The organism is Kitasatospora sp. NPDC048662, assembly GCF_055587065.1.
Genome location: NZ_JBVJHA010000012.1, coordinates 109,034 through 133,066, shown reverse-complemented (window position 1 = coordinate 133,066; position 24,033 = coordinate 109,034). Strand labels below are relative to the sequence as shown.

General features: G+C 74.2%; 25 protein-coding genes. 17 read left to right on the top strand and 8 right to left on the bottom strand.

The genetic code is table 11. From position 1 onward, the window contains the following. The first annotated feature begins 93 nt into the window (after positions 1-93). The 5 genes from ACZ6R9_RS27250 (at position 94) to ACZ6R9_RS27230 (ending at position 7,917) form a co-directional block, all read left to right on the top strand. Positions 94-888 (top strand): hypothetical protein, encoded by a 795-nt coding sequence (locus tag ACZ6R9_RS27250; RefSeq protein ID WP_465540885.1) that lies wholly within the window; start codon positions 94-96, stop codon positions 886-888. Between the two features lie 997 nt (positions 889-1,885). Then, positions 1,886-3,673 carry a DNA polymerase Y family protein gene (locus tag ACZ6R9_RS27245; RefSeq protein WP_465540883.1) on the top strand — a complete coding sequence of 596 codons (1,788 nt, stop codon included), beginning with the start codon at positions 1,886-1,888 and terminating at the stop codon, positions 3,671-3,673. An 82-nt stretch (positions 3,674-3,755) separates the two neighbouring features. Beyond that, entirely contained in the window at positions 3,756-6,959 is a 3,204-nt protein-coding gene (locus ACZ6R9_RS27240) for an error-prone DNA polymerase (protein WP_465540881.1), read from the top strand. Positions 6,960-7,040: 81 nt separating this feature from the next. After that, positions 7,041-7,472 carry a hypothetical protein gene (locus tag ACZ6R9_RS27235; RefSeq protein ID WP_465540879.1) on the top strand — a complete coding sequence of 144 codons (432 nt, stop codon included), beginning with the start codon at positions 7,041-7,043 and terminating at the stop codon, positions 7,470-7,472. Positions 7,473-7,623: 151 nt separating this feature from the next. Further along, entirely contained in the window at positions 7,624-7,917 is a 294-nt protein-coding gene (locus ACZ6R9_RS27230) for a hypothetical protein (protein WP_465540877.1), read from the top strand. 18 nt (positions 7,918-7,935) lie between these two features. Here ACZ6R9_RS27230 and ACZ6R9_RS27225 read toward each other — a convergent pair whose 3' ends face one another. After that, positions 7,936-8,712: a TIGR03084 family metal-binding protein gene (locus ACZ6R9_RS27225; protein WP_465540875.1), complete on the bottom strand. Its 777-nt coding sequence runs from the start codon at positions 8,710-8,712 to the stop codon at positions 7,936-7,938. A 545-nt stretch (positions 8,713-9,257) separates the two neighbouring features. Between ACZ6R9_RS27225 and ACZ6R9_RS27220 the strand changes: the two genes are divergently transcribed. After that, positions 9,258-9,899, top strand: coding sequence for an NAD(P)-dependent oxidoreductase (locus ACZ6R9_RS27220; protein WP_465540874.1), 642 nt, complete (start codon positions 9,258-9,260; stop codon positions 9,897-9,899). Here ACZ6R9_RS27220 and ACZ6R9_RS27215 read toward each other — a convergent pair. Beyond that, positions 9,893-10,303, bottom strand: coding sequence for a hypothetical protein (locus ACZ6R9_RS27215; protein ID WP_465540872.1), 411 nt, complete (start codon positions 10,301-10,303; stop codon positions 9,893-9,895). The genes ACZ6R9_RS27220 and ACZ6R9_RS27215 overlap by 7 nt on opposite strands. A 67-nt stretch (positions 10,304-10,370) precedes the next feature. Beyond that, positions 10,371-11,153: a dioxygenase family protein gene (locus tag ACZ6R9_RS27210; RefSeq protein ID WP_380481752.1), complete on the bottom strand. Its 783-nt coding sequence runs from the start codon at positions 11,151-11,153 to the stop codon at positions 10,371-10,373. 112 nt (positions 11,154-11,265) lie between these two features. Between ACZ6R9_RS27210 and ACZ6R9_RS27205 the strand changes: the two genes are divergently transcribed. Then, positions 11,266-11,730 carry a MarR family winged helix-turn-helix transcriptional regulator gene (locus ACZ6R9_RS27205; protein WP_380481750.1) on the top strand — a complete coding sequence of 155 codons (465 nt, stop codon included), beginning with the start codon at positions 11,266-11,268 and terminating at the stop codon, positions 11,728-11,730. 8 nt (positions 11,731-11,738) lie between these two features. Here ACZ6R9_RS27205 and ACZ6R9_RS27200 read toward each other — a convergent pair whose 3' ends face one another. Beyond that, positions 11,739-12,833, bottom strand: a complete 1,095-nt coding sequence (locus ACZ6R9_RS27200; RefSeq protein ID WP_465540869.1) for a WD40/YVTN/BNR-like repeat-containing protein — start codon at positions 12,831-12,833, stop codon at positions 11,739-11,741. 164 nt (positions 12,834-12,997) lie between these two features. Between ACZ6R9_RS27200 and ACZ6R9_RS27195 the strand changes: the two genes are divergently transcribed. Then, positions 12,998-13,753 carry a pirin family protein gene (locus tag ACZ6R9_RS27195; protein WP_465540867.1) on the top strand — a complete coding sequence of 252 codons (756 nt, stop codon included), beginning with the start codon at positions 12,998-13,000 and terminating at the stop codon, positions 13,751-13,753. A 252-nt stretch (positions 13,754-14,005) separates the two neighbouring features. On the opposite strand, the gene trxA is transcribed toward ACZ6R9_RS27195, so the two are convergent. Next, positions 14,006-14,386, bottom strand: coding sequence for a thioredoxin (gene trxA / locus ACZ6R9_RS27190; protein ID WP_380481744.1), 381 nt, complete (start codon positions 14,384-14,386; stop codon positions 14,006-14,008). Positions 14,387-14,604: 218 nt separating this feature from the next. On the opposite strand from trxA, the gene ACZ6R9_RS27185 reads away from it, so the two are divergent. From ACZ6R9_RS27185 to ACZ6R9_RS27165, 5 genes are all read left to right on the top strand, one after another. Next, the gene (locus ACZ6R9_RS27185; RefSeq protein ID WP_465540865.1) at positions 14,605-15,156 is read left to right on the top strand and encodes a hypothetical protein; all 552 of its coding nucleotides are present in this window, start codon (positions 14,605-14,607) and stop codon (positions 15,154-15,156) included. Positions 15,157-15,351: 195 nt separating this feature from the next. Beyond that, complete coding sequence (locus ACZ6R9_RS27180; RefSeq protein ID WP_380481740.1) at positions 15,352-15,936, top strand: sigma-70 family RNA polymerase sigma factor; 585 nt, start codon at positions 15,352-15,354, stop codon at positions 15,934-15,936. Beyond that, positions 15,933-16,658, top strand: coding sequence for an anti-sigma factor family protein (locus tag ACZ6R9_RS27175; RefSeq protein WP_380481739.1), 726 nt, complete (start codon positions 15,933-15,935; stop codon positions 16,656-16,658). Before ACZ6R9_RS27180 ends, ACZ6R9_RS27175 begins: the two co-directional genes overlap by 4 nt. Before the next feature lie 82 nt (positions 16,659-16,740). Further along, complete coding sequence (locus tag ACZ6R9_RS27170) at positions 16,741-16,905, top strand: hypothetical protein (protein WP_380481738.1); 165 nt, start codon at positions 16,741-16,743, stop codon at positions 16,903-16,905. Between the two features lie 31 nt (positions 16,906-16,936). Continuing rightward, a complete protein-coding gene (locus ACZ6R9_RS27165) occupies positions 16,937-17,182 on the top strand; it encodes a DUF1876 domain-containing protein (protein ID WP_380481736.1) in 246 nt (81 codons plus the stop codon). A gap of 13 nt (positions 17,183-17,195) precedes the next feature. On the opposite strand, the gene ACZ6R9_RS27160 is transcribed toward ACZ6R9_RS27165, so the two are convergent. Next, on the bottom strand, positions 17,196-18,401 hold the full coding sequence (locus ACZ6R9_RS27160; RefSeq protein ID WP_465540862.1) for an NAD(P)/FAD-dependent oxidoreductase: 1,206 nt from the start codon (positions 18,399-18,401) through the stop codon (positions 17,196-17,198). Between the two features lie 698 nt (positions 18,402-19,099). Here ACZ6R9_RS27160 and ACZ6R9_RS27155 point away from each other — a divergent pair. Then, positions 19,100-19,798 (top strand): VOC family protein, encoded by a 699-nt coding sequence (locus ACZ6R9_RS27155; RefSeq protein ID WP_380481732.1) that lies wholly within the window; start codon positions 19,100-19,102, stop codon positions 19,796-19,798. A 3-nt stretch (positions 19,799-19,801) separates the two neighbouring features. Here the strand turns inward: ACZ6R9_RS27155 and ACZ6R9_RS27150 are convergent, their stop codons facing one another. Next, positions 19,802-20,596 carry a DUF2470 domain-containing protein gene (locus ACZ6R9_RS27150; protein WP_465540860.1) on the bottom strand — a complete coding sequence of 265 codons (795 nt, stop codon included), beginning with the start codon at positions 20,594-20,596 and terminating at the stop codon, positions 19,802-19,804. 92 nt (positions 20,597-20,688) lie between these two features. After that, on the bottom strand, positions 20,689-21,315 hold the full coding sequence (locus ACZ6R9_RS27145) for a TetR/AcrR family transcriptional regulator (RefSeq protein WP_465540858.1): 627 nt from the start codon (positions 21,313-21,315) through the stop codon (positions 20,689-20,691). Positions 21,316-21,490: 175 nt separating this feature from the next. Here ACZ6R9_RS27145 and ACZ6R9_RS27140 point away from each other — a divergent pair, with 175 nt between their 5' ends. From ACZ6R9_RS27140 to ACZ6R9_RS27130, 3 genes are read left to right on the top strand one after another with little or no spacing between them, the layout of a single operon-like run. Next, positions 21,491-22,246 (top strand): SDR family oxidoreductase, encoded by a 756-nt coding sequence (locus ACZ6R9_RS27140; RefSeq protein WP_465540856.1) that lies wholly within the window; start codon positions 21,491-21,493, stop codon positions 22,244-22,246. Then, a complete protein-coding gene (locus ACZ6R9_RS27135) occupies positions 22,243-23,046 on the top strand; it encodes an SDR family oxidoreductase (protein ID WP_465540854.1) in 804 nt (267 codons plus the stop codon). Before ACZ6R9_RS27140 ends, ACZ6R9_RS27135 begins: the two co-directional genes overlap by 4 nt. After that, complete coding sequence (locus ACZ6R9_RS27130; RefSeq protein ID WP_465540852.1) at positions 23,043-24,011, top strand: NADPH:quinone oxidoreductase family protein; 969 nt, start codon at positions 23,043-23,045, stop codon at positions 24,009-24,011. Before ACZ6R9_RS27135 ends, ACZ6R9_RS27130 begins: the two co-directional genes overlap by 4 nt. Positions 24,012-24,033: the final 22 nt, after the last annotated feature.

The following is a 24,033-nucleotide window of genomic DNA, read 5'->3' as shown; positions in this document are numbered from 1 at the left end:
GGTGGTCACCGAGGGTTGCCGGGCGGGTGTTTCTGCAGCTCAGTCAGATTCCCGGACTTGAATATTTACGAACGAGTGTTCGATGCTGGAGTCGTGCACACGTTCGAACCAGAATCGATCGACCCGTCCGGGACGGGCGATTTCGCCCACTTTGCCCCCGCTCGGGCGGCCGACCGTGCTCGAACGCTCGAACGCGATCGAACGGTCGTCGTCCCGCTGCGGCCCGGCATTCCGGCCCCCGCCCTGCCGACGCCGACCATCGCCGAACCCGAACTGCTGCCCGTCCTCCCCGCCCTCGCCCCACTGCTCCCCGGCGGCGGACTGCGCCCCGGCACCGCCGTCTCCGTCACCGGCGACACCGGACTGCTGCTCGCCCTCGGCGCCGGCGCCTTCACCGAACAGACCGGCGACGCCGCCTGGGCCGCCGCCGTCGGACTCCCCGAACTCGGACTGGCCGCCGCCGTCGGCTACGGCTACGACCTGCGCCGCCTGCTGCTCGCCGACCACCCCGGACCGCACTGGCCCGACGTGGTCGCCGCCCTCGCCGGCGCCGTCGGCCTGATCCTGCTGCGCCCCACCGGCCCGGTCGCCCCCACCCTCGCCGCCCGCCTCACCGCCGTCCTGCGCCGCACCCGCTGCGCCCTGCTGGTCGCCGGCCCCTGGCCCGGCGCCACCCAACGCCTCAGCATCCGCACCGGCCGCTGGTTCGGCCTCGGCGACGGCCACGGCCAACTCACCGGCCGCCAGGTCGAAGCCGTCGCCGAAGGCCGCGGCACCGCCACCCGCCCCCGCACCGCCCACCTCTGGCTCCCCGACGCCACCGGCACCGCCCGCCCCCTCGCCCCCGCCGAACCCGCACTCACCCGGCCCGCCCTGGAGGCGGTCTGAGATGCGCCTCCCTTCGGCTCCGCTCCCTCCACCGACACCCAGCCGGTCCGGCCCGCACCCTCCCGGCCTGCCGTGGCTGTTCGGTTTCGGCAACGACGGCCCACGGTGTCAACGGTTTCACCCGGCGCCGACCTGTCTTTTCCGTCGCTGCCGTTCGGCCCCGGTTCGCCGACCCGGTGGTCACGCGGGCGGCTCCGCCGGGTGCCACGGGCGAGCGGGTTCGCGGCGAACGAGCCTGGGTGGTCACCACGTCGCCGACGGCGCTTCGCCGCCGCAGGCATGCGCTTTCGGCCCGGCTGCGACGCCCCGTCTCTTGCCTGCCGGTCCGGCGGTCGTCGTGCGGCGAGTTGGGCGGTGCCGGGGGCTGGGTGGGTTGTGGTGGTTGGTCGCCGGGCGGTCCGGGCGGGTCGCCGATGGCGCTTCGCCGTCCCGGCCCGCCGTCGCGGGCACGCGCTTTCGGCTCCGGCCTGCGGTGCCTGTTGCGTCCCCCTGGCCTTTGCCTGTCGGCCTGGCGATCGTCGTACGGCGAGCTGGGTGGGTTGTGGTGGTCGGTCACCCGACGGTCCGGGCGCTTCGCCGTTTCGGCCCGCCGCCGCGCGCACGCGCTTGCAGCCCCGGCCTGCGGTCCTCGTTGCGTCGCCCTGTCCCTTGCCTGCGGGCCCGGCGGTCGCCGTGCGGTGGGCTGGGTGGGGTGCCGGCGGCGTTTTCGCCGTCTTGGGCCGCCGTCTCCGCCGTTGCGGTCCCTCGGGTCCGGACTGTGGTGCAGGCGGGTGCCCCCGGCTTTGGGGGTGTTCCTGACCGTTCGCTGATCCCGTTCTCCGTTCCGCCGATTCTCTCCGAGTGACCAGCCATGAAGCACCCCAATCCGATTCGTAAGCCGGCGTCGTCCGTGAGCCGTGGTGGCGGCGGGCCGTTGTGGGGTACCGCGCGGGAGGGGGGTGCGGGGTGGGGGCCGGCGGCGCAGCGGGTGCTGGTGGTGTGGTGTCCGGACTGGCCGTTGGTCGCGACCGCGCCGGTGGGCGGGGATGCGGGGGCGGTGGCGGTGGTGGAGGGCGGCCGGGTGCTGGCGTCCTCGGAGACGGCCCGGGCGGCGGGGGTTCGCCGTGGGCAGTCGTTGCGGTTGGCGCAGCGGTTCTGCCCGGAGTTGCGGCTGCGTGAGCGGGACGAGGAGGCGGAGGCGCGCCGGTTCGAGCCGGTGGTCGCGGCGGTGGAGGCGTTCACGCCGCGGGTGGAGGTGCTCCGGCCGGGGCTGTGTGCGATCCCGGTGAAGGGCCCGGCCCGGTACTTCGGCGGCGAGGAGGCGCTCACGGTCGGGATCCGGGACGCGGTTGCCGCCGTCCTGGCCCTGACCTGGCCGGTCACCGTGCCGGAGGAGCCCACCGACGAGCTGACCGACGAGACCGAACCCGCTTGGGTGAACGAGGTGTTCACCGAGCAGGAGGCTTCGCGTCCCCCGCTCACGGTGATCGATGGCGGCTCCGCCGAGCCCACCCCGCCGCACGCCCCCGCCCCGCTCGCCCTGGTCACCCCCGCCGCCCCGAAGCCCGCCCCGAAGCCCGCCCCGAAGCCCGCGCCGGAACCACCATCGCAGCCACAGCCGCAGCCGCAGCCACAACCGCAGCCGGAACCCCCTCGCGGCCTTCTCGGTGTCGCCGACGGCCTGTTCGCCGCCGTGCTGGCGGCCCGCGCGGAGCTGCTGGTGCCGGCCGGGCGGACGCCGGAGTTCCTCGCGCCGTACCCGGTGTCGACGCTGGGCGAGCCGGAGTTGGCGGAGCTGTTGCACCGGCTGGGCGTGGAGACGGTGGGGGCGTTCGCGGAGTTGGCCGCGGACGTGGTGGCGAACCGGTTCGGCCCGACCGGGAGCGCCGCGCACCGGCAGGCCCGTGGGCTGGACCCGCGCCCGCTGGCCCCCAAGGACCAGGGCCTGGACCTCGCGGTCGAGCAACTCTTCGACCCGCCCGAGGAGTTGGCGGAGCCCCTGGTGTTCGTCGGCCGCACCCTCGCGGAGCGTCTGCATGCCCGGCTGGCCGAGGTCGGCCTGGCCTGCCAGCGCGTGGCGGTCGAGGTGTCCTGCGAGGGCGGCCGTACCGTCGCCCGGCTGTGGCAGCACGAGGGACGGCTGACGGCGGCAGCTCTCGCCGAGCGGATCCGCTGGCAGTTGAACGCCTGGCAGTCCACCGGCACCTTCACCGATGCGGACGGCGCGTTCACCGCGCTGCGTCTCGTCCCGGACGGCCTGTTCCCGGACCGGGGACGGCAGTTGGCGCTGTGGGGCGAGGCGGTCGCGGAGGACCGGGTGGAGCGGGCGGTGGCCCGGGTGCAGTCGCTGCTGGGCTACGCCGGGCTGCGGCGCGGCGCCCCCGAGGGCGGCCGGGCCCCCGGCGAGCAGCAGGCGCGACTGCCGTGGGACGAGGCGGAACTCCGCGAGAGCGCCGAACTCCGCGAGAGCACAAAAGCGGACGCGCCCTGGCCGGGCCGGCTCGCCGACCCGTCGCCGTCCGTGGTGCCGCCCGACCCGGTGCCGGTGCTGGTGCTGGACCGCGACGGGCAGCCCGTCGCGGTGGACGGCCGCGCCGAGGTGTCCGCCCCGCCGGACCGGGTCGAGCTGCACGGACGCACCCTCGAAGTGCTCGGCTGGACCGGCCCGTGGCCGGCCGTCGAACGCTGGTGGGACCCGCGCACCGCCCGCCGCCGGGCCAGGTTCCAGGTCGCGGTGGAGGGCGGCCGCGCCCTGCTGCTCACCGTGGAGGGCGGCCGCTGGTACGTCGAAGGAGCATACGACTGAACGAAGTTGACGAGGCATCAGATCATGCGCGCTCGGGGGGAGCGCCCGCACCGACCACCCCGAGACCGGAGCACCACCCGCGATGGGATTCACCAGCCACCCCTCGCTCCCCTGGACGGAGCTGCAGCGCCGGATGTCCGGCGCGGGCACCCCCGTCCCGCACGCCCCCGAGGAGCCCGAACGCCTCCGGCCCGCGCCGCCGAAGGGCACCGTCCCGTGGGCCGAGCTGCACGTCCATTCGGCGTTCAGCTTCCTCGACGGCGCCAGCGACCCGGAGCAACTGCTCGACGAGGCAGTCGCGTTGGGAATCGAGACGGTGGCGATCACCGACCACGACGGGTTCTACGGGGCGGTCCGGCTGGCCGAGGCCGCCAAGGGCACCGGCATCCGCACCGTGTTCGGCGCCGAACTCACCCTCGGCCCGGAGGACCACCTGCTGGTGCTGGCCCGCGACCCGGAGGGCTACCGGCGGCTGTCCGCCGCGATCAGCGCTGCCCAACTGCGCGGCGGCGCCAAGAACAACCCGCGCTACGCGTTCGAGGAGCTCGCCGACGCCCACCACGGCCACTGGGCGGTGCTCTCCGGCTGCCGTCGCGGCCGGGTCCGGCACGCCCTGGAGACCGCCGGCGAGGACGCCGCCGAACAGCAACTCCGCACCCTCACCGAGGCGTTCGGGCCGCAGAACGTGTACGTCGAACTGACCGACCACCGGCTGCCCGGCGACGACCTGCGCAACGACCGCCTCGCCGCCCTCGCCGCCCGCACCGCGCTGCCGCTGGTCGCCACCAACAACGTCCACCACGCCGCGCCCGCGCAGGGCCGGCTCGCCCAGACCCTGGCCGCCCTGCACGAACGCCGCACCCTGGAGCAGGCCGCCCCGTACACCATGGCCGCCGGCACCGCGCACCTGCGCTCCGGGCGGGAGATGGCGAACCGGCTGCGCAGGTTCCCCGGCGTCCAGCAGGCCACCGTCGACCTCGCCCGGGCCTGCGCCTTCGACTTCTCCACCCTCGACCCGCGACTGCCCGGCTACCCCGTCCCCGACGGCCGCACCGAGAGCAGCCATCTGCGCGCCCTGGTCGCCGAGGCCGGACCGCGGCGCTTCGGCCCCGGCAACGACAAGGCCCGCCGCCAACTCGCCCGCGAACTCGACGTGATCGAGACCCGCGACCTCGCCGGGTACTTCCTGATCGTCCACGACATCGTCGACTTCTGCCGCCGCGAGAACATCTGGTGCCAGGGCCGCGGCTCCGCCGCCAACTCCGCCGTCTGCTACGCCCTCGGCATCACCGCCGTCGATCCCGTCCACTACGGCCTGCTGTTCGAACGCTTCCTCAGCGTGGCCCGCGACGGGCCGCCCGACATCGACCTCGACATCGAGAACCGTCGCCGCGAGGAGGTCATCCAGTACGTGTACGGGCGCTACGGCCGCGCCCACGCCGCCCAGGTCGCCAACGTCATCACCTACCGGCCCCGGCTCGCGCTGCGCGACGCCGCGCGGGCGCTCGGCTACCCGTCCGAGCAGGTGGACGCCTTCACCCGGCAGGTCGAGTTCCACGGCACCGTCCAGGACGACGCCGTGATCCCCGCCGACGTCCTCGACCTCGGCAGCCAACTCCACGGCCTGCCACGCCACTTGGGCATCCACTCCGGCGGCATGGTGCTCACCCGGGAACCCGTCGGCGAGATCTGCCCCACCGAATGGGCCCGGATGCCCGGCCGCTCCGTCCTCCAGTGGGACAAGGACTCCACCGCCGGCGCCGGACTCGTCAAGATCGACCTGCTCGGCCTCGGCATGCTCGCCGCCCTGCACGACGCCTGCGACCTGATCGAACAGCACTACAGCGAGCGGCTCGACCTCGCCACCATCCCCAAACACGACCCCAAGGTCTACGAGATGCTCTGCCGGGCCGACACCGTCGGCGTGTTCCAGGTCGAGTCGCGCGCCCAGATGGCCACCCTGCCCCGGCTCAAACCCCAGCACTTCTACGACCTGGTGGTCGAGGTCGCACTGATCCGCCCCGGCCCGATCCAGGGCGGCTCCGTCCACCCCTACCTGCGCCGCCGCGACGGCGTCGAACCCGTCGAGATCCCGCACCCCAGCATGGAACGCGCCCTCGCCAAGACCCTCGGCGTCCCGCTGTTCCAGGAACAGATGATGCAACTCGCCATCGACTGCGCCGGATTCAGCCCCGACGAGGCCGACCGGCTCCGGCAGGCGATGGGCGCCAAACGCTCCCTGGAACGCGTCGCCGTGCTGCGCGGCCGCCTGCTGGAAGGCATGGCCGCACGCGGCATCCCGCCGGAGACCGCCGAGGACGTCTACACCAAGATCGAGGCCTTCTCCAGCTACGGCTTCCCCGAGTCGCACGCGATCAGCTTCGCCTACCTGGTGTGGGCCAGCGCCTGGCTCAAGTACCACCACCCGGCGGCGTTCACCTGCGCGCTGCTCGCCAACCAGCCGATGGGCTTCTACTCCCCGCTCAGCCTGATCACCGACGTCCGCCGGCACGGCGTACGGGTGCGCGCGGTGGACGTCGCGGTCAGCGCCCCCGGCCCCACCCTGGAACCCGGGCGGCACCCGTCCTACCCGCATCCCCTCACGGCCGGGACCCCGCAGGCCGCGATCCGGCTCGGCCTCACCTCGGTCCGCGGCCTCGGCCAGGCCCAGGCCGAGACCATCGCCGCCGGGCGCCCCTACACCGACCTGGAGGACTTCGCCCGCCGCACCGCCCTGCCCAGGCCGATCATGGAGGCCCTCGCCACCGCCGGCGCGTTCTCCTGCTTCGGACTGAGCCGCCGCCAGGCCCTCTGGTCGGCCGGCCTGTACGCCGCCACCGACCCCGACTCACTGCCCGGCACCCTCCCCGGCGCCGACGCCCCGCCACTGCCCGCGATGACCCCCGTCGAGGAGACCATCGCCGACCTGTGGGCCACCGGCAGCTCCGCCACCAGCCACCCCGTCCAACACCTGCGCGAGGCCCTGCACCGCTCCGGCGCCGTCACCGCCGCCCAGCTCCAGCACGTCCCGCCCGGCACCCCCGTGGTGATCGGCGCCCTGGTCACCCACCGCCAACGCCCACCCACCGCCGGCGGCGTCCTCTTCCTCAGCCTGGAGGACGAGACCGGCCTGATCAACGTCATCTGCAACCGCCCCGTGTGGGAGGCCCACCGCCGCACCGTCCTGGAACGCGCCGGCCTGCTCATCCACGGCACCGTCGAACGCACCCAGGGCGCGACGAATCTGGTCGCGACGCGCATCTCGCCACTGCGGCTTGGCATTTGACGCCACGTCAGGTCTTCTCGACCTGCTGTGCGCGCTCATCGACGCCGGTACGGTGTGTACCCCGACTGAGGAGGAGAGGCCATGTCCGGGCGTCTCGCCGTCACCCTCGCCGCAGCCGCTCTCGCCGTCACCGGCTGCACCGCCGACAAGCAGCAGGCCGCCCCCGTCGGCACTGCCGCTCCCGGGCCCGCCTGCGGCGCCGAACCCAGCCCCACCATGAGCGCGGAGGGCGGCTGGTCGGGCCCGCTCCCGGACGAGATCCGCTGCCTGCCGCACGTGCTCGGGGGCATCTACTCCTACCTGCCGACCGGCATCTCCTCAACCCGCCCAGGCGCGACCACCCTGACGGTCGACGTCACGGACGGCACCACCCGCGACCAGACCCGGGCCCTGTGCCTGCGCATCACCGCACTCGGGTACACCCCCGGCGGCGAGCACCACATCGACGTGCTCACCGTCAGAGGACCCGCCACCTACAGGTCGCTGCCCGGCCTGCCCGCCTGCCGGCCCTGACCGGTTGCCGCGTCGGGCCCCGGCGGTGTCTGACGGTCCGGCAGCGATCTCCGGACCGGCTTCGGAAAGCGTTTGCCGGCACCGGTACGGTGTGTGCCCGATCGGGCCCGGGCCCGCCTGCAGCGTGGCGCCCAGCCCCACCGAGAGCTGGATGGGCGGCTGGTCGGGCCCGCTCCCGGACGAGATTCGTTGCCTGCCGCACGTTGCCGACGGCACCTACTCCTCCATGCCGGCCGAGACGTCCGTCACCGGCCGCGCTTCGTACACCGTCCAGGTCCACGTCGCGGACGACACCACCCGGGACCAGGCTCGGGCCCTGTGCCGGCGCATCACCGAGCTCGGTTACGGCCCCGGCGGCTCGCACAACATCGATCTGCTCACGGTCAGCGGTTCGGGCAGTTACACATCGACGCCCGGTGGGCCGGCCTGCCTCGAAGGGAACTGACCAGCCGTCGAGTCGGCCTCACCGCAGCGGTTCGCGCCCCTCGCCGGGCGGCCCCGCGAACGCCTGGGCGTACGGCAGCCAGGCACGGGCGATGTCGCCCTCGACGGTCAGGGCGAGGTCGTCGCGGTGACGGCGTTGGGTGACCAGCAGGCAGAAGTCCAGCGCCGGGCCGGACACCCGGTCGTCGGCGTCCTCCTCGCCCCACGTCCACAACTGGCCCCCGGGGGAGCGGAGTTCGAAGCGGATCGGGTCGGTGGGGGCGGGCAGGCCGTGCGCGGCGAACGCGAAGCCGACGGTGCGGACGCCCAGATGGGCGATGTGCCGCAGACGGTCGGTGGGGGTGCGGTCCACGCCGAGCGCGTCCGCGACGTCCTGCCCGTGCGCCCAGGTCTCCATCAACCGGGCCGTCAGCATCGACCGGGCCTTCATCGGCGGCCCGAACCACGGCAACCGCACGTCCTCCGGCACCTTCGCCAGCACCCGGGCCACCTCGGCCCGGCCCGCGCGCCAGCGCTCCAGCAACGCGGCCGGCTCCTCGCCGACCCCCTCCGCCGCCCCCTGGTCCACCGCCGCCATCCCGTCCGCGAACTCCCGCTCCAGCGCGGCCGCGAACCCCTCCGGGTCCCGCGCCGCGAGCAGCGTCCACCGGTCCGTCCACGCCAGATGCGACACCTGGTGCGCCACCGTCCACCCCGCCGCCGGTGTCCCCACTTCCCACCCTGCCGCCCCCAACTCCGCCACCAGGGAGTCCAGTTCCGCCCCCTCGGCCACCAGATCCGCCACCAGCCCGTCCACCCGCCACCCCTCTCGCCGTCCGGTGCCCACACTCCTACCCCGCCACCCCCGACCGCACCGGCCCGCGCAGCGAGTGGGCTTCGGCGCCGACAGCCGGGCGCAGGCGGGGCGGCTCCTCGGCGGGGCCCGCGTGCAACTCGGCGCGCCATCCCCCATGCGCGCCGCCCGTGGCCCCGCGGGCCCTGCGGGCGCGACGGATTCCCGCTGCTGCCCGGCGGAGCGGTCGGCACCCCCGCTCCCGCCCCGGTTTCCGGCCCGGGGCAGCGGTTTGCGTCCCCGCTCCCGCCCCCGTTTCCGGCCCCGGGCAGCGGTTTGCGTCCCCACTCCCGCTCCCGCCCCCGCTGCTGCCCCTGCTCCCGTTCCCAGCCCCGGGCAGCGGTTTGCGCCCCCGCCCCGCCCCGCTCCCGGCCCCGCTCCTGCCCCCGCTCCCGGCCCCGCGCAGCGGTTTGCGCAGCGGTTTGCGCAGCGGGTTTCGTTGCCGGTCGGGTGGCCGGCGTCGTGGTCTGATGGGGGGTCGGGCTGGTGGAGCGGGAGGCTGGTCGGGTATGCGGGTGGTGGTGGTCGGGGCCAACGGGGAGATCGGTCGGTGCGTGGTGACCGAGGCGCTGGCGCGGGGGCATCAGGTGACGGCGGTGGTGCGGCGGCCGGAGGAGTACCAGGGGCTGGCGATCAGCGTGGAGCGCGGGGACGTGCTGGACCCGGCGGATGTGGCGCGGGTCGCGGCGGCGGCCGAGGTACTGGTGAGCGCGGTCGGCGGCGGGGACGGTCCGGGCCGGGGGCGGCTGATCGAACCGGCCGCGCACGCGCTGGTCGCGGGGCTGCGTCAACTCGCCGATCGGGCACCGAGGTTGCTGGTTGTCGGCAGCGCCGGCAGCCTGACCACCCCGGCCGGCACCCGGCTGTGGGACGATCCGTCGGTGACGCCGCGCCAGCTGGAGGTGATGCGGGCGCACGGTCGCGCGCTGGAGTACCTGCGCACCGTCAGCGACCTGGACTGGACGGTGCTCAGCCCGCCGCAGAGCCTGCTGCCGGGCGAGCGCACCGGCGCCTACCGCACCGCCACCGACGAACTGGTCGCCACCCCGGACGGCCTGTCCACCATCTCCCTGCCGGACTTCGCGACCGCCCTGGTGGACGAACTGGAGACGCCCCGCCACCACGGCGAGCGCTTCACCTGCGGCTACTGAGCGCCGGGCAGCAGCGGGGCGGAGCCGAAGCAGGGGCTCGGGTGCGGTCCCAGCCCGTCGTGGACGGCAGCCAGTACCAGCAGTTGCAGCACCACGGCCAGCAGCGACAGCGGCAGCACCACCGCCAGTACGGCGTGCCCGGTGCTGACCCGCCGGTGCTCGCGGCGCAGCACCACGACGAGTTGTGCGGCCGCCCAGCCGATCGTGGCGATGTTCAGCGCGATCCCGGCGACCGCGAGCACCATCGCCCACATCGGCACGCCCGGGCTGTCCAGGCAGCGGGCGAGCCGGCGCTCGGCCGCGTCGGCGGGGACGAGGGCCAGTGCGCTTGCCGTCCAGGACAGGACGGTGAGCAGCAGGCAGTACCGCGCCCGGAACCACCGCGGCGCCCGGTTCTCGATCACAGTGCACCCCCCTCCGGCGGGTCATCCTGCCAGAGGGGGGCGACGGGTGGATGTTCCTGTGGGTATGTCAGCCGAGTTGGATCGAGCGCTTGGCCAGGCCCATCCAGAAGCCGTCGATGACGCTGCGCTGTTCGCCGAGGTCGGCCTCGCCCGCGCCGAGGGTGACGAAGAGCGGGGCGAAGTGTTCGGTGCGGGGGTGGGCGAGGCGTCCGGCGGGGGCCTTGTGTTCGAAGTCGAGCAGGGCGTCGAGGTCGCGGGCCTCCAGGGCGCGGCGGCCCCAGTCGTCGAACTCGGCCATCACGGAGCTGATCCGGCCCTCGGGGGAGAGGGCGCGCAGGTTGTGGGTGAAGAAGCCGGAGCCGACGATCAGGACGCCCTCGTCGCGCAGCGGGGCGAGCTTGCGGCCGATCGCCAGCAGTTCCTGCGGGTCGAGGGTGGGCAGCGAGATCTGCAGGACGGGGATGTCGGCGCCGGGGTACATCTCGACCAGTGGGACGTACGCGCCGTGGTCGAGGCCCCGGTCCGGCACGTCCTGCACGGGGGTGCCGGCGGTGCGCAGCAACTTGCGGACGGAGTCGGCGAGTTCGGGCGCGCCGGGGGCGGCGTACCGGACCTGGTAGTAGTGCTCGGGGAAGCCCCAGAAGTCGTACACCAGGGGGATGGTCCGCACCGCGCCGATCGCCAGCGGTGCCTCCTCCCAGTGCGCGGAGACCATCAGGATCGCCTTGGGTCGGGGCAGGTCGGCGGACCAGGCGGCGAGCTGGCCGGGCCAGATCGGGTCGTCGGCGAGCGGGGGCGCGCCGTGCGAGAGGTAGAGAGCGGGCATGCGCTCGGTGGTGGCGGTGCTCATGGGTCCGTCCTCCTGGCTTGGTGCGTGCCGTCCGGGCGTGGTTCAAATTTGAACCACGATTTCGACAGTACACCTGAGTTCAAATTTGAACAACCGGAGTAGGATGCGAGGCATGGACGAACCCCGCTGGCTCGACGAGACCGAGATGGCCGCCTGGCGCGGATTCGTCGAGGCCACCAACCTGGTCGCCCGCCGGCTGGAGCGTCAGCTCAAGGACGACGCGGGGCTGTCGCACACCCAGTACGAGATCCTGGTGCAGCTGTCCGCCGCCCCCGGCGGCTCGTTGCGGATGACCGACCTGGCCGACCGGCTGGTCACCTCCAAGAGCGGCCTGACCTATCAGGTCACCCAGCTGGAGAAGGCCGGACTGGTCGGCCGCCGCTCCTGCCCCAGCGACGTGCGCGGCGTGTTCGCCGAACTCACCGAGCAGGGCTGGCGGACGCTCCGGGCCGCCGCGCCGGGGCATGTCGCGGCTGTCCGCGACACGCTGATCGACGTGCTCACCCCGCAGCAGCTGGCCGCACTGGCCGACAGCCTCGGCACCGTCGCCGACCGCCTGCGCGCCGCCGACGCCTGATCGATCGGTCAGATGGTCGCGGCGCGCACGCAGAGCACGTCCGGCAGGTGCGCGGTGAGCAGCGACCAGCTCTCGCCGCCGTCCGCCGAGCCGTACACCTCGCCGTTGCGGTTGCCGAAGTAGACGCCCGCCGGCTCGGCGTCGTCGGTGCACAGGGCGTCGCGCAGGACGACGCCGTAGTGGTTCTCGTGCGGCAGGCCGGTCTCCAGCGGCTGCCAGGTCTCGCCCGCGTCGGTGGTGCGGAAGACCCGGCAGCGGCGCTCCACCGGCAGGCGGGCGTAGTCGGCGTCCAGCGGGAACAGGTACGCGGTGCCCGGGGTGTGCGGGTGGGCGGCCACGCTGAAACCGAAGTCGGCGGGCAGGCCGCCGGAGATCGACTCCCAGGTCCGGCCGGTGTCGTCGCTGCGGTACACCCCGCCGTGGTTCTGCAGGTACAGCCGGTCGGGATCGCCCGCGTCCCGGGCCATCTTGTGCACGCACTGGCCGTACTCGGGGAAGCGGTCCGGCAGGAAGTCCGCCCGGATCCCGGTGTTGGACGGCTCCCAGCTGCGCCCGCCGTCGGTGGTGCGGTAGACGCCGCCGGAGGAGACCGCGACCGCCAGCACGTCCGCGTCGCGGGGATCGGTGACCACGGTGTGCATGCCCTGGCCGCCGAAACCGGCGCCCCAGTGCTCGCGCTGGGGGTGGTCCCACAGCGCGTCGACCAGGGAGAAGGACTCGCCGCCGTCGGTGGAGCGGAACAGCGCGGCCGGCTCGGTGCCCGCGTACACCACCCCCGGCGCCTCCTCGCCGGCCGGCTGCAACTGCCACACCCGCTCCAGCGAGGCGCCCGTCCGCTCGGGGAAGCGCACCGCCGGCTTGGACGGCTCCTGCCAGGTGACGCCGAGATCGTCCGACCACCACACCGACGGGCCCCAGTGGCTGCTGTCCGCCCCCACCAGCAGCCGGGTGCGCCCGCCCCGGCGGTCGATGCCCACCGAGTAGATCGCGTTCATCTGGAAGTGCGGGCCGCTGAACTCCCACTTCTCGCGGCCCGAACTGCGGCCCAGGAAAAGGCCCTTCTGCGTGCCGACGGCCAGCAGGACATCCCGTACGTCGCTCATCGTGAACCATCCGGAACTCGGTTGTGCACGGTCCCGCAGCAGTCTCCTCCGGGGGTCCGACAGTCGCACGGCAGCGCGCCGCGACCGGCGGCCGGGGCGTGGCGGAATGCACCGAGCCGGAGAATGGTTTACGATTCAACAACACCCCGACGGAGGAGGACCCGATGGCATCCACGATCGACCTGCGCCGCGCCGACCAGCGCTTCCACACCCGCGCCGGCTGGCTGGACTCCAAGCACTCCTTCTCGTTCTCCCGCCACTGGGACCCGGCCAACACCCACTTCGGCCTGCTGCTGGTCTCCAACGACGACATCGTCGCCCCCGGCACCGGCTTCGACACCCACCCGCACCGGGACATGGAGATCATCACCTGGGTGCTCGACGGCGGCCTGGTCCACCAGGACTCCGAAGGCCACAACGGCGTCATCTACCCGGGCCTCGCCCAGCGGATGAGCGCCGGCACCGGCATCCTGCACAGCGAGAAGAACGACTCCTGGACGATCACCGGCGAGCCGCAGCACCAGAACCCGGTCCGCTTCATCCAGATGTGGACCATCCCGGACACCGCCGGAATCGTCCCCGGCTACGAGCAGCTCGACATCAACGACCAGCTCGCCCAGGGCGGTTGGACCACCCTCGCGTCCGGCATGGGCAAGCACGCCAACCAGCGGGCGATCGGCATCCGGCAGAAGCATGCCGCGCTGCACGTCGCCCGGGTCCGCCCGAACGAGACGCTGGAACTCGCCACCGCCCCGTTCGTCCACCTCTACGTGGCACGCGGCGAGGCCGCCGTCGAAGGCGCCGGACTGCTGCACGAGGGCGACGCCCTGCGCATCACCGGCGCCGAGGGCCAGCGGGTCACCGCCGGGCCGGACGGGGCCGAGCTGCTCCAGTGGGAGATGAACGCCACGCTCGACTGAGCCCACGCTCAACTGAGCCCACCCTCGGCTGAGCCCACCCGCACGGCCCGCCGAGCGGCTTCCGAGCCGCCCGGCGGGCCTTTGCGCTGCCCACGCGAAGCACGCCACGCGAAGCACACCACGCGAAGCACACCACGCGAAACGCGGCGGATACGGCGGAAGCGCGACGGATGCGGGCACGACGAAGGGGCGCCGGGAGATTCCCGGCGCCCCTTCCGTGGCGTCAAGCCGTCAACCGGCCTGCGGTGCGCGTCAGTTCTTCGCGGCGTTCTGCGCCGCCACGCCCGCGTGCACCTCGGCCATGTCGAGCTTGCGGGCCTGGCCGATCAGATCTTCCAGGGCCGCCTCGGGGAGCGCGCCCGGCTGGGCGAAGACCAGGACACCCTCGCGGATGATCGCCAGCGTCGGGATCGACCGGATCTCGAACGCCGCCGCGAGCTCCTGCTGCGCCTCGGTGTCCACCTTCGCGAAGGTGATGTCCGTGTGCTTCTCGGCGGCCCGCTCGAAGACCGGCGCGAACTGGCGGCAGGGACCGCACCAGGCCGCCCAGAAGTCGATCAGGACGAACCCCTTGCCGTCCTCACCCTGGACCACCTCGTCGAAGTTGTCCTTGGTCAGTTCCACCGTGCTCATCGCCGCCACCTGCCTTCCACAGCCGGGTCTCTCCGAAGCGGGCCCGGTCTCGGACCCACGCCCGCCACAACCCCGCCACCTGCGGAACTATTCCGGGCGCCCGACTTCTGCTGAACGTTCAGGACCTGCCGTACGTACCCCCGGGCGAACCGGTCGAACCCCGGGCCCGGCAATCCGGCGGCCCGGCCGACCGCCCCCTCCCGGACGGGAGAAAGCCCATGACCACCACCGGCCGAACGGCCCCCAGCGCCCGCCGCGTCACCATGCTCGCCGCCGGTGCCCTGGCCGCCGCCGCACTGATCGCCGGCTGCGGCAGCAGTGGCGGCAGCAGCTCCTCCTCCACCATGCACAGCGGCAGCCAGGCCCAGACCACGCTGATGACCGAGCACAACAGCACCCTCGGCACCCTGGTCACCGACGGGCAGGGATTCACCCTGTACCGCTTCGACCAGGACACCAACAACCCGTCGGCCTCGCACTGCACCGGCGACTGTGCCACCCTCTGGCCGCCCGAACTCACCACCGGCAGCGGCGCGCCCGCGCTCAAGGGCATCGACGCCAAGCTGGTCTCCACCGTCACCCGCCCCGACGGCACCCATCAAGTCACCCTGAACGGCTGGCCGTTGTACCGCTACACCCCCGACACCAAGCCCGGCCAGACCAACGGCCAGGGCGTTGGCGGCACCTGGTGGGCGACCACCCCGACCGGCGACAAGGCGATGCCGATGTCCGGCTCCGGGCCGAGCATGCCGTCCGGCGGCGGGTACTGATCGGGCCCGGGAATGGCGGCCGGAGCCGAGGGAGTGCGGCGCGGGCGCCCGCGCCGCACCCCTGGCACGGTTATCGACACCGGCCGGGCCGGACTTGAGAACCCCGGCCCGCCGCGCGCCCCGCACCGGCAGCCGCGCGCCCCGCACCCGCCGTCCCGGATCGACCCGCACCGGCACCCGCGCGAGGATGGCGCCGTGGCCGAGCACCCCCGCACCACCGGTCACGACGGCGCCGCGACCGGCCGGACCCGTCCCGCGGGCCCCACCGGTCCCGCCGCCGAGGACCGGCTGATGCGCCTCCTGTACCGCGAGCACGCGCGCCCGCTGTACGGGATGGTGCTGCACCTGGTCGGCGGCGACCGCCAACGCGCCGAGGACGTCGTCCAGGAGACCCTGGTCCGCGCCTGGCGGCACCTGGACCGGCTCGACACCGACCGCCGCAGCCTGCGGCCCTGGCTGGCCACCGTCGCCCGGCGGATCGTCATCGACAGCCGGCGCGGCCAGAGCGCCCGGCCCCGCGAAGTCCCCGACGGCGAACTGGAACGGATCCCCGCCGAGGACGAACTCGACCGCGTGCTGCGGCTGATGACCCTCACCGACGCGCTCGACTCGCTGTCCGAGGCGCACCGCAGCGCGATCACCGAGACGTATCTGCGCGGACGCACCGCCACCGAGGCCGCCGCCGTCCTGGGCGTCCCGCCCGGCACCGTCCGGTCCCGGCTCTACTACGCCCTGCGAGCCCTCCGGCTCGCCCTGGAGGAACGGGGAGTGACACCATGACCACCCCCCACGAGCACCTCGGTCCGGCCGGGGATCCGCATCAGGACCTCGCCGCCCACCTGCTCGGCGTGCTCGAACCCGAACAGGAGGCCCGGTTCGCCGCCCACCTCGCGCACTGCCCGCGCTGCATCGCCGAGGCCGCCCGGCTCGGCCCCGTCACCGAGCTGCTGGCCGAACTCGCGCCCGCCGCAAGCCCGGAGAACGCCCCGGCCGTCGCGGAGCCGGACGGGCCGCCGCCCGAGCTGCTGGACCGGCTGGTCGGGCAGGTGGTGACCGAGCGGCGGCGCGCCAAGGTACGGCGGCTGGTGCTGGCCGCGGTGGCGGCGATCCTCGCGCTGGGCGGGCCCGCGGTCACCTGGGCGCTCACCGAAGGGCCCCAAGTCGCCGTCGCGGCCCAGCAGTTCAGTGCCACCGACGCGAACACCGGAGTGTCCGCCACGGTCGGCGTCGACCCGGCCGCCTGGGGCAGCCGGATCAGCCTCGACCTCGGCCACGTGTCGGGCCCGCAGAGTTGCAGCCTGGTCGCCGTCGGTACGGACGGATCGCGGCAGACCGTCACCAGCTGGGCCGTCCCCGCCACCGGCTACGGCGGCCGCACCGAACTGCGCACCGGCGGCGGCACCGGACTGGCCCCGTCGGCGATCGCCCGCTTCGAGGTGCACTCCGGCTCGGCCGTCCTGGTCGCCGTTCCCGTGCACCCCGCACCGCCCGCCCAGCGCTGAGCACCCGGGCGCGGCACACTGGTGGATGAGGAGGCCACGCGGGCCCGGGAGCCGCCCGCCGCGGGGCGCGTGGACGGCCGAGATGCACCCGATCCCCCTGCTCTGCCCGCGCTGCGGCCAGCCCCAGCAGGTCATCCACATCGACGACCCGCACCACCCCATCCGGGTGGTGCACACGGAGACCGGCCGCGAGGACTGCGAACCGGCCTCCGAGGAGCCCAGCACGGCGAACCAGCCGGAAAGCTGAACACCCTGTACCCACCCGGGAGGTGGCGGCCATGCGGACGCTGGTCGGATGGCACATCGAAATGGAGTTCGAGGAGGACGGCAACCGCACCAAGGCTGCCGCGATGGTCCGCCTCGCCGACGGAACGGAGGTCCGCGCACACGGCTACTCCACCCGTCACCACGCCGACCGCCCACAGCTGCGGGTCGGCGAGGAGGTCGCCGGGGCCCGCGCCCTGAACGACCTCGCCATGCAGCTGCTCACCAAGGCCCACGAGGAAGTCAGACAGCCCAACTGACCCGACAGGCCCGTCAGACACCGGTCAGTGGCACGTCCGGGTCCGCCAACCGCTCCGGGTCCACGCCGCGCCCGGAGCGGACCAGTTCACGGATCGGGTCGGTCACGTCCCACACATTGACGTTCATGCCGGCCAGCACCCTGCCGCCGGACAGCCAGAACGCGATGAACTCCCGCCCGGCGACATCGCCGCGGAACACCACCCGGTCGTAGCCGCCGGGCTCCGCGAACCCCGTGTACTCCATGCCCAGGTCGTACTGGTCGGTGAAGAAGTACGGCACCCGGTCGTACACGGCGTCCTTGCCGAGCATCGCCGCCGCGGCGACGGCCGGCTGGTTGAGCGCGTTCGCCCAGTGCTCGACCCGGATCGGCTTGCCGAACAGCGGATGGAAAGCGTTTGCCACGTCGCCCGCCGCATAGATGTCGGGGTGCGAGGCGGCCAGGTGCTGGTCGGTGCGGACGCCGTTGTCGACGGTCAGCCCGGCCCGCTCGGCGAGCGCCGTGTTGGGGCTGACACCGACGCCGACCAGCAGGACGTCCGCCGGCACCGTGCTGCCGTCGCCCAGCCGCACACCGTCCGCCCGCAACTCCTCGACCTTGACACCGAACCGCAGGTCCACGCCGTGCGCGCGGTGCAGGTCGGCGAAGACCTGGGCGACCTCCCGGCCGAGGACGCGCAGCAGCGGCAGTTCGGCGGCCTCCAGCACGGTGACCTCCGACCCCGCGGCGCGGGCCGCGGCCGCTGTCTCCAGGCCGATCCAGCCCGCGCCGACGATCACCACCCGGGCGCCGGGCCGGAACGCCGCCTTCAACCGCTCGCTGTCACCGACCCGCCGCAGCGTCTGCACGAACTCCCCGTCGCCGCCCGGCACGGGCAGCCGGCGCGGCGACGAACCGGTGGTCAGCAGCAGCTTGGAGTACGGCAGCCGGTCGCCGCCCTCGACGGTGACGGTGTGCGCGGCCGGGTCGATCGCGGTCGCCGCGACGCCCAGCCGCAGAGTGACGTCGTGCTGCCGGTACCAGTCGGCGGGGTGCACGTAGATCTTCTCCCGCTCCTCCTTGCCGAGCAGGTACCCCTTGGAGAGCGGCGGCCGCTCGTACGGCCGCTCGTTCTCGTCGCCGACCAGCGTGATCGGCCCCCCGTAGCCCTCCGTGCGCAGCGCCTCGGCCGCCTTCGCCCCGGCCAGGCTCGCCCCGACGATCACGATTCCGGTGTCCATGCCCAATCTCCTTCCCGCCATCCGACTTCCCCGACCATGGCACCGCCACGCCCCCGGCCGGGGGACCCGCGCCGGGTGGGGGGTGGGGATCTGCCTTCGGCTGTCGGGTGGTTCGGGCGGTGGGCCTGCGGTGTTCGGAGTGGTCGGGGGAGGCCGGGCGGCGGGCGTGGAGGAGGGGTTGAGGGGGTCTGCCGTCCGGCTTGCACTGCCGTGCCCCCGGCCGGGGGACCCGCGCCGGGTGGGGGTGGGGATCTGCCTTCGGCTGTCGGACGGTTCGGCGGATGGGCCTGCTGTGTTCGGAGTGGTCGGGGGAGGCCGGGCGGCGGGCGTGGAGGAGGGGTTGAGGGGGTCGGCTATCTGGCGTGCACCGCCACGCCCCCGGCCCGGGGGACCCGCGCCGGGTGGGGGTGGGGATCTGCCTTCGGCTGTCGGATGGTTCGGGCGGTGGGTGTGGGGGATGGGTTGAGGAGGGGGGTCTGCCGTCCGGCTTGCACTGCCGTGCCGGGTGGGGACACGGGGCGGATTCGCCCGCGAGGCGGAGCGCGATCGGGCCGGGGCGGCGGCCTAGGCTGGGTCGCGGGTCCGGCCGGGCGGCCGGGGTGGCGGCGAAGGGAGCCCGAGGGATGGTGGCGGAGCGAACGGCCACGGTGCGCTGTGTACCCGCGGTGCCGTGCTGGGCGGGCCTGACGGTCCATGACATGGACGCCGCGCAGCGGTTCTACGGGCCGCTGCTGGGTTGGGAGTTCGTCCCCGGCCCGGACCGCTGGGGCCCGTACGTGCGTGCCACCGTGGACGGCGTCGAGGTCGCCGGGCTCAGCCAGTTGGACGCCGCGTGGGAGCGCCCGGTCGCCTGGACCACCTACTTCGGCATCGAGAGCGCCGACCGCGCCGCCGACGGCGTCCGCGAACGCGGCGGCACGCTCGCCGTCGGCCCGCTGGCGTTCGACGCGGGCCGGGTGGCGCTGGCCGCCGACCCGTTCGGTGCGACCTTCGGCATCTGGGAGGGCGAGCCCGGCGAGGACACCTGGATGGCCGCCCCCGGCGCACCCGCCTGGATCGAACTGCGCACCGCCGACCCGTTCGCCGCCGCGCTCTTCTACGGCGAGGTGTTCCGCTGGGACGGCCGCGACCCGGCCCAGTTCGAGGTCCGCTACGAGGACGAGCGCGTCGTGCTGCGCTCCGAGGGCCGCAGCGTGGCCGCACTCCGCCTCGCCCACGACCTCGCCCCGCACTGGGAGGTCTTCTTCTCGGTCTCCGACACCGACGCCACGGCCCACCGCGCCACCACCCTCGGCGGCCGTGTCCTCGACGGCCCCGCCGACTCCCGCTACGGCCGCGTCGCCCGCCTCGCCGACCCCGAGGGCGGCCGCTTCTCCATTCTGGCCGCGCCCCGCTGACGCTCAGTCGGGTCGCACCGCGGTGGTGGTGTGGGCGAACAGGCGGTGCATGGCCTCCGGGAGGTCGTCGGGGTGCGTCACCGGGTGGGGGAAGTCGAAGCGGGCGTCCAGCGTGGTGGCCGGGTCGGTGGTGAGGAGGCGGACGCGCAGGCCGTGGCGGTCGAGGGCGACGGGGCGGACTTCGTGGAGGTGCTCGGCCCGGAGCGGCGGGGTGTCGGGGCGGGTCAGGGCCCGGGTGCCGAGCAGCAGGAGCTGGTCGGCGTGGGCGGCGGCCAGGTGTTGGAGCAGGCGGGCCTCCTCGGCGGCGACCGGGTCGGGGGCGGCGGCGGCCAGGTCGGCGGGGTCGAGGCAGCATTCGTCGCCCCACAGGTCGTTCAGCGCCAGGTGGTCGATGTCCAGGCGCAGCAGGACGCCCCCGCCGACGGGCGACGTTTCGCCGGCGGGCGGCGTCTCGCCGGCGGGCGGCGTCTCGCCGGGGGAGCGGGTGAGCAGGCCCTGCGCGTGGAGCCGGCCGCGGATGCGGTGCGGCAGGGCGACGGGAGCGACATCCACGCATTCGAGTTCGGCGGTGAGGGGGCCGCGGGCGAGGGCGGTGATCCGGTGCAGGGCGGACTCACGGCCGACCAGGACGGCCACCGCGCCGTCCGGCCGCAGGGTGCAGCGCACCTGCGGGGGCAGGCCGGGGCGGGCGGCCAGGTCGGCGCCGCGGATGTCCAGGACGGCGGAGGAGGCGAACTCCAGCAGGGTGCGGGCGCGTTCGGCGGCCGAAGGCTTGCGGCGGGCGGGCTGGGGCAGCACAGGGAGCCTCCTGTTGATTAGGTGAGGCTAACCTAAGTCAACGGGAGCCGGGGCGTCCAGCGGAGCGCGCGGCGATGGTGGCTCGGCCGTCGTCAGCCGTCGATCTCCGCAGCCGGTGCACCCAGCATGCGCAGCACCAACTGCCCGTAGCGGCGGCCCAGTTCCTCCGGCGACTCGCTGCTGCGCTCGGTGTACCAGCGGGAGACGTCGATGCCCAGCGAGGTGACGGCGCGGGCCGCCGTCCGCTGGTCGGGCACCTGGAAGACGCCGTCCGCCACGCCGCGCGCGATGATCCGCAGCACCGTCTCCTCGATCCGGATGCGCAGTTCGGCGACGGCCGCGAAGTCCTCCTCGGGCAGCGCGTGCAGTTCGTGGTTGACGATCCGTCCGACCGTGTGGCCGCGGGCGTGCCAGGTGGTGAAGGACTCGGCGAGGGTGCGCATCTGTGCGACGGGCTCGGCGGCGGAGGCCTCGGCCTGCTCCACCAGGTCCAGCGTCGCCCGGTGGCCGGTGCGGGAGATCTCGGCGAGCAGGGCCGCCTTGGAGGGGTAGTGGATGTACAGCGCGGCGGGGCTCATGCCGGCGGCGGTGGCGATGTCCCGGGTGGTGGTGGCGTGGTAGCCGCGGCGGGCGAAGGAGTCCACGGCGGCCAGCAGCAGCCGCCGTGCCGCCTCGGTGCGCTCCCCGGGCCACAGTGCGGCGGTCGCTGGGTCGTTCATGGGGGCAATCCTCGCAGATGGGTTCGGCCGGTCCGGGCGGCGCCGGGCGGGGTGGGCTGTTGACAGTGTCGCCCGCCGCCAAGATGCTAAGCAAGCGCTTAGTCAAGCCGTCGCCGAGACAGGGCGTCGGCGCGAGGCGGAACCATCCCTGGCAGCAGATCCGAGAGGTACGGCGATGACAGTGTCGTTCAAGGGCAAGGTGGCGGTGGTCACCGGAGCGAGCCGTGGCATCGGCCTCGGCATCGCGCGCGAACTGGTGCAGCGCGGCGCCAAGGTCTGCATCACCGCCCGCACCCAGCAGACCCTGGACGAGGCGGTGCGCGAACTCGGCGGCCCCGACAACGCGTTGGCGGTGGCCGGCAAGTCCGACGACGCCGCGCACCAGGAGGAGACCGTCACCCGGGTGATGGAGACCTTCGGCCGGTTCGACCTGCTGGTCAACAACACCGGCATCAACCCGGTCTACGGCCCGATCCTGGACACCGACCCGGTCGCCGCCGCCAAGATCCTCGCCGTCAACGTGCTCTCCCCGCTGGCCTGGACCCGCCGCGCGCACGCCGCCTGGATGGCCGAGCACGGCGGCGCGGTGGTCAACGTCGCCTCGATCGCGGGCATCCGCGCCTCCAACGGCATCGGCATGTACGGCGTCTCCAAGGCCGCGCTGATCCGCCTCACCATGGAACTCGCCTCCGAACTCGGCCCCGGCATCCGGGTCAACGCGGTCGCGCCCGGCGTGGTCAAGACCCGCTTCGCCGAAGCCCTGTTCGAGGGCCGCGAGGAGAAGGTCGCCCGCGCCTACCCGCTCGGCCGCCTCGGCCTGCCCGAGGACGTGTCCGGCGCGGTCGCCTTCCTGCTCTCCGAGGACGCCGGCTGGATCACCGGCCAGACCCTGGTGGTGGACGGCGGCGTCACCCTCGGCGGCGGGCTGTGACAGGCGGCCGACCCGCCTTCGACGCCACCGGGATCGGCGCCGTCGTCACCGGCGCCGGCCACGGCATCGGCGCGGCCCTCGCCCGCGCGCTGACCGAGGCCGGCGCCAGGGTGGTGGTCAACGACCTCGACGCGGACGCCGCCCACGCCGTCGCCGCCGAACTCGGCGCCCACGCCGCCCCCGGCGACGCCGCGAGCGCCGAGGGCGTCGCCGCACTGATCGGCGCCGCCCGCGCCCACCTCGGCGCCATCGACCTGTACTGCGCCAACGCCGGCGTCGCCACCACCGGCGGCCCCGACGCCCCGCCCGAAGCCTGGGAACAGGCCTGGCAGGTCAACGTGCTCAGCCACGTCCGCGCCAGCCAACTGCTGCTCCCCGACTGGCTGGAGCGCGGCCGCGGCCGCTTCCTGGCCACCGTCTCTGCCGCCGGGCTGCTCACCATGCTCGGCTCCGCCCCGTACGCCGTCACCAAGCACGGCGCCCTCGCCTTCGCCGAGTGGCTGTCCGCGACGTACCGGCACCGCGGCGTCCAGGTGCACGCGCTGTGCCCGCAGGGGGTGCGGACCAGGATGCTGGACGGCACCGGTGAGCACGGGCAGGTGCTGCTCGCGCCCACCGCGATCGAGCCCGCCGAGGTGGCCGGGGCCGCCCTGCGGGGCATGGCGGCGGGCGAGTTCCTGATCCTGCCGCATCCCGAGGTCGCCGACTACTACGCGGCCCGCGCCACCACTCCCGACCGCTGGCTGCACGGCATGAACCGGCTCCAGCAGCAGATCGAGAACCGAGGGGAGACCCGATGAGAGCCTGGCAGATCGCCGAACTCGGCGCCCCGCTGGACGTGATGAAGCTCGCGGAGGACGCCGACCGCCCCGTTCCGGGCGAGGGGCAGCTGCTGGTCCGGGTCCGGGCCGCGGCCGTCAACTTCCCGGACGCGCTGATGGCGGCCGGGCGGTACCAGGTGCGCCCGCCGCTGCCCTACACCCCCGGGGTGGAGCTCTGCGGCGAGCTGATCGAGGGCCCGCGCGCGGGTGAACGCCTCATCGGCACCGCCGAGTTGCCCGCCGGGGCCTTCGCCGAGTACGCGCTGATGGACGCCGCCACCGCGCTGCCCGCGCCCGACAGCCTGGACGACGCCGAGGCGGCCGCCCTGCTGATCGCCTACCAGACCGCCTGGTTCGCGCTGCACCGCCGGGCCCGCCTCGCGCCCGGCGAGACGCTGCTGGTGCACGCGGCGGCCGGTGGCGTCGGCAGCGCCGCCGTGCAACTCGGCAAGGCCGCCGGGGCGTTCGTCATCGCTGTCGTCGGCGGGGCCGAAAAGGCGGACGTGGCCAGGGAGTTGGGCGCTGACTTGGTGATCGACCGGAAGTCCGAGGACTTCGTCGGAGCCGTCCGGGCCGCAACCTCGGGCCGGGGCGCCGACGTGGTCTTCGACCCGGTCGGCGGCAGCGCCTACACCGGCTCCACCAAGTGCGTGGCCTTCGAGGGCCGGATCGTGGTGGTCGGCTTCGCCTCCGGCGAGATCCCTGCCCCGCCGCTCGGCCATGCCCTGGTGAAGAACTACTCGGTGCTGGGCCTGCATTGGGGCCTGTACGTGGCGAAGGACCGGCAGGCCGTCCGGGACTGCCATGACGCCCTGACCGCCCTTGCCGCCACCGGGGTGGTCCGCCCGCTGATCTCCGAGCGCGTCCCGCTGGCCGGCGTCGCCGAGGCCGTCCACCGGGTCGCCACCGGCGCCAGCACCGGCCGGATCGTCGTCCTGCCGTAACTGCCAAGAGGGGGCGGCCCGT

Bases quoted from the DNA above. Each gene is read 5' to 3' on its own strand.
- ACZ6R9_RS27240 (WP_465540881.1), top strand. From the start codon at position 3,756: ATGGGATTCACCAGCCACCCCTCGCTCCCCTGGACGGAGCTGCAGCGC.
- ACZ6R9_RS27235 (WP_465540879.1), top strand. From the start codon at position 7,041: ATGTCCGGGCGTCTCGCCGTCACCCTCGCCGCAGCCGCTCTCGCCGTC.
- ACZ6R9_RS27230 (WP_465540877.1), top strand. From the start codon at position 7,624: ATGGGCGGCTGGTCGGGCCCGCTCCCGGACGAGATTCGTTGCCTGCCG.
- ACZ6R9_RS27220 (WP_465540874.1), top strand. From the start codon at position 9,258: ATGCGGGTGGTGGTGGTCGGGGCCAACGGGGAGATCGGTCGGTGCGTG.
- ACZ6R9_RS27210 (WP_380481752.1), bottom strand. From the start codon at position 11,153: ATGAGCACCGCCACCACCGAGCGCATGCCCGCTCTCTACCTCTCGCAC.
- ACZ6R9_RS27205 (WP_380481750.1), top strand. From the start codon at position 11,266: ATGGACGAACCCCGCTGGCTCGACGAGACCGAGATGGCCGCCTGGCGC.
- ACZ6R9_RS27200 (WP_465540869.1), bottom strand. From the start codon at position 12,833: ATGAGCGACGTACGGGATGTCCTGCTGGCCGTCGGCACGCAGAAGGGC.
- ACZ6R9_RS27195 (WP_465540867.1), top strand. From the start codon at position 12,998: ATGGCATCCACGATCGACCTGCGCCGCGCCGACCAGCGCTTCCACACC.
- trxA (WP_380481744.1), bottom strand. From the start codon at position 14,386: ATGAGCACGGTGGAACTGACCAAGGACAACTTCGACGAGGTGGTCCAG.
- ACZ6R9_RS27185 (WP_465540865.1), top strand. From the start codon at position 14,605: ATGACCACCACCGGCCGAACGGCCCCCAGCGCCCGCCGCGTCACCATG.
- ACZ6R9_RS27175 (WP_380481739.1), top strand. From the start codon at position 15,933: ATGACCACCCCCCACGAGCACCTCGGTCCGGCCGGGGATCCGCATCAG.
- ACZ6R9_RS27170 (WP_380481738.1), top strand. From the start codon at position 16,741: ATGCACCCGATCCCCCTGCTCTGCCCGCGCTGCGGCCAGCCCCAGCAG.
- ACZ6R9_RS27165 (WP_380481736.1), top strand. From the start codon at position 16,937: ATGCGGACGCTGGTCGGATGGCACATCGAAATGGAGTTCGAGGAGGAC.
- ACZ6R9_RS27160 (WP_465540862.1), bottom strand. From the start codon at position 18,401: ATGGACACCGGAATCGTGATCGTCGGGGCGAGCCTGGCCGGGGCGAAG.
- ACZ6R9_RS27155 (WP_380481732.1), top strand. From the start codon at position 19,100: ATGGACGCCGCGCAGCGGTTCTACGGGCCGCTGCTGGGTTGGGAGTTC.
- ACZ6R9_RS27145 (WP_465540858.1), bottom strand. From the start codon at position 21,315: ATGAACGACCCAGCGACCGCCGCACTGTGGCCCGGGGAGCGCACCGAG.
- ACZ6R9_RS27140 (WP_465540856.1), top strand. From the start codon at position 21,491: ATGACAGTGTCGTTCAAGGGCAAGGTGGCGGTGGTCACCGGAGCGAGC.
- ACZ6R9_RS27130 (WP_465540852.1), top strand. From the start codon at position 23,043: ATGAGAGCCTGGCAGATCGCCGAACTCGGCGCCCCGCTGGACGTGATG.